Genomic DNA, 3,859 nt, shown 5'->3' with positions numbered 1-3,859 from the left:
TTTTTTGGTCTGCCCATCCAATTTGCCCCGTTCAATAGCCCCACGGTAAAATCAGCAGTTAAATCCTTCTCAAACCGGAATAGGCGGATTACGAACACCTTCGTCCTCGCCGTCCAAGTCTAGTTAGACCGCTAGGGCTATGTCGAGCAGGTCCTTCAACCGTTGTTGCAGCTCGTTTCCAAGATCAATTAATTCGTCTTGGCAATCGGTGTTCCCGCTGTCACATCCTGGGTGATCGTCAACCCATTCCGCCAACATAATCATAATGGCGTCACACATTTCGGGTATGGTTTTGGCTTGTCTGGCCATGTCTTCTCCTTCGATTTGTCCGTTGTTCGCGGTCTAACCTGTCGCTCAGCGTCGGACCCCGGCTGCGCCGTGGCCGAGCTAGCTCCGAAGTTAGGCCGACGTGGGCGGGCTCGGCCAAATCTGCTTCTGGTATGACTTCACCAAGGCCCCGTCGCGCTAAAGTGGGTTATTCAATCACCGTCACTTCCCGCTGGTCCTGGCGTTCCGTTCGTCCGCTCTTTCCCATTCTCAGCGCTTGGGCCGTTAGATCCGGCGCTGTGGCCTCACCCGCCCACCTCCGCCTAACGTGCCCGTCTCATGGGCTCGGTTCAGCCAGCGGTCGGCGTACGGCCTAACCTTACGCTCAACCTTGACCCCGCCTGCATTGCCTTCTGCTCTCTCTCAACATCTCGCTTCCTTGGCTCTGCTCAGCGCCTCGGTGCAGGCGGGGCCGGTTAGCTTCATTCGTTAGGCCGACAATGAACATTCCTTCCATAGCGCTGATGATCAATTCCAATAATCAGGAAGATACTATTTTTGCGATCATCGCTTTCATCTTGATAATCATTTTTTCAATTGTGGCCAGGCATTTTTTGGGTTCTGCTACCTTAATTGATCAACAAGGGGCGTTCCTAATTCGAGGAATTTCATGGATTCCCAAAAAATATGAATTCATTGGGAATCCAGATAATCTGCTACGAATTTCAAAAATTGATCACACAAATCCAGCTGATATCATTTATTGTATTATCCTTAAGCACAATCTGAGCGTCTTTCTCAGCAAACTTTGGGGTCCAATTTGGGTCGTTGAATTCAAATCGTCTTCTAATAATTATGCGATTGCAGTTGATTCCATCGATGACTCTACGTTTCAAGCAATTCAGCAACTACGTCTACCCCAGCAGAGCTTCTCTAGTTTGTCCCAATTCACCCGCCTCCCCTAGGTGGTGGCGTGTACGGCCTAACCCTCCGCTCAACTCGGACCCCGCCTGCATTGCCCGCCGCTCTCCCTCACCTTCTCGCTTCCTCGGCTTCGTTCAGCGCCTCGGTGCAGGCGGGGCCGGTTAGCTTCATTCGTTAGGATTACCTATGAACCGGATCTCACAGTTATTGGCACCTACCGCTCTGGGACTCCTTTTCGCATGCGGAATTCATCGTGGACCTGGGCTGTTGGTCGCTACGACTCCAGATCCGAAAACCGGAAAGATGGTGACAACCAACTATGGTCCGTACTACGAACTTGAAGGGCGGACGCCGGATCAGAAATTCTCATACCGCCTTGTGGCAACTCTGGGCCCTGAGAGAATCCCACCGGGGTACAAGCATACGGGGCCTTTCGCCTCAGATCTCGACCAGGCATACCGTGACGGCATGGTTGAGTGGGCAACGGAGATTTACATCTTCAACAGAACCGAATCGCCAATCACCATCAATAAAATCGAAATCAAGCCATGCTTCATGGATCGTGTTGTTCTAACCAATGAAATGACAGTTCCGGGCAAGAAGTCGGTCATCACCCCGCCCCTCATTTCAATTCACAGTAACTACGGAACTCAGTGCGAGGTTTCGTTCAAATTTGATTACCTTGGAGAAACCACCACTGTGAATGGAATTGCAAAGCGTCTCACTCTTGAAGAACTCAAAGCCAAATATGGTGGCAAGTAATCCTAACCCTCCGCTCAACTCGGACCCCGCCTGCATTGCCTTCCGCTCTCTCTCAACATCTCGCTTCCTTGGCTCTGCTCAGCGCCTCGGTGCAGGCGGGGCCGGTTAGCTTCATTCGTTAGGCCTCCCGATGACCAACCCGTATCGGCTCGACCCTGAGGCGATGAATCGGAAGAGCACCTTGGTTCAAGAGGAGAAGCTCGTCACCCTGAGAGACGATTCGACTCAGCCTCCACCAACGATTGGCACACCCTCGTGGATGAGCATTCTTGGTGGTCCGGCATTGGGCCAACCAGGTAGTCGCCATACAACCTTCCAGCACCACGAACGCCCGTTTCTTTTCTCTGCTCGTTTCTGGCTTTTGGTCGGGTTCGCTGGTTTCCTGCTCTACATCATCAAAGCCGCTCTATTCCGGTGATCGGCCTAACCTTCCGCTCAACCTGGACCCCGCCTGCATTGCCTTTCGCTCTCTCTCAACCTCTTGCTTCCTCGGCTTCGTTCGTCGCCTCGGTGCAGGCGTGGCCGGTTAGCCACATTCGTTAGGCAGGTCCCATGAAATTGGTAATCATGCCAGCCTTGCTTGCCGCTTTAAGTCCAACCGCCTGCGCTGCCCACCAAGATATGATTATTGAAATCCAGAAAGATGGCACCTTCATTGGGCTCCCTAAAGAGTTCGCGCCAGCCTCGATTCAGATCAAGTTTTCTAACTCGCAATCCGATGCACCCATAGAATCGCTGATTATTACTCTCAGCGGTCACAAGATAAAAATACCGGCCACACTCCTATCAATGCTGAAATGCCAGTCCATCGATGGAGTGCTTGCATCTGCATCCTGGTACCACGATGAGAAGCTTCTTCCCTATTATATGCGCATCGAATTCCTTGAACCTGGTTTTGATAGTACACGTCCTGACAATCCCGGTATGGCGATGCTCCTCAACCTTCGAACAGGAATGGTGATGGAAATAAGAAGTATTGTGATCACCAAACCCGGCAAATCCTGGGAGGAGCGCGTCATCAATCTTGAAAGCCTATGTTCTCCTGATGAACTGAAAGAGTTCTATGTCCCGCTACGTGTCAAGAGACGGCCGAAATAGCCGCTTCCACCTGCCTAACCCTCCGCTCAACTCGGACCCCGCCTGCATTGCCTTCCGCTCTCTCTCAACTTCTCGCTTCCTCGACTCCGTTCAGCGCCTCGGTGCAGGCGGGTCCGGTTAGCTTCATTCGTTAGGCGCCATGCACACGGTCCTTCCAGAACCCCTCGCTGGAACGCGAAAGAAAATTGCCCGGTTTCACAACCTGGCAGTGATCCTTCTACTTATCCTCCTAAATCCGTTCATGTGGTTTTTGGCCTTTCTGATACCCAACAATCTCTCAAAAAACGCAATCTTGATTTACCTGGCTGGCGGATTGTTCATCTTCGTTGGGCTTGGCATATTCGCAATCTATAAACTGGATAACTGGTTGTGCCAAAAATTCGGATTCACCTGCCCCCTCTGCTCCAAACCTCTTTACAAACCTGATTTCTATCTGAACAGGACTGGTAGGTGCCCACAGTGTCGGCAAAATATCATCCCCTTGGCTCAACAACGCCTCACACCCCAATGAACCAACCGCGCCTAACCCTCAGCTCAACTCGGACCCCGCCTGCATTGCCCTCCGCTCTCTCTCAACTTCCCGCTTCCTCGGCTCCGTTCAACGCCTCGGTACAGGCGGGGCTGGTTAGCTTCATTCGTTAGGTGGCCATGCTTTCGTCAGAGCGCATGTTCTGCGTATTAATTTTCGGCCCTGTTGCCTCCGGCAAGCTGACCGTTGCTAAAGAAGTGCAACGCGTTACCGGCCTTCCCCTGTATCACAACCATCTCGCTGTTGATGCAGCCCTTTCGCTATTCCCATTCGGTTCGG

At 52.2% G+C, this 3,859-nt stretch carries 3 protein-coding genes; 2 read left to right on the top strand and 1 reads right to left on the bottom strand.

What is annotated here, in order from left to right; translation table 11 throughout:
- Positions 1–123: 123 nt before the first annotated feature.
- Positions 124–309 (bottom strand): hypothetical protein, encoded by a 186-nt coding sequence (locus MLE42_RS15905; protein WP_243288828.1) that lies wholly within the window; start codon positions 307–309, stop codon positions 124–126.
- Between the two features lie 1,068 nt (positions 310–1,377).
- Here MLE42_RS15905 and MLE42_RS15900 point away from each other — a divergent pair.
- Positions 1,378–1,953 carry a hypothetical protein gene (locus MLE42_RS15900; RefSeq protein WP_243288827.1) on the top strand — a complete coding sequence of 192 codons (576 nt, stop codon included), beginning with the start codon at positions 1,378–1,380 and terminating at the stop codon, positions 1,951–1,953.
- Between the two features lie 552 nt (positions 1,954–2,505).
- The gene (locus MLE42_RS15895) at positions 2,506–3,051 is read left to right on the top strand and encodes a hypothetical protein (RefSeq protein WP_243288826.1); all 546 of its coding nucleotides are present in this window, start codon (positions 2,506–2,508) and stop codon (positions 3,049–3,051) included.
- Positions 3,052–3,859: the final 808 nt, after the last annotated feature.

Source organism: Geothrix terrae (assembly GCF_022808775.1).
Classification (GTDB): Bacteria; Acidobacteriota; Holophagae; order Holophagales; family Holophagaceae; genus Geothrix; species Geothrix terrae.
This window is presented reverse-complemented; position numbering and strand designations above follow the sequence as displayed.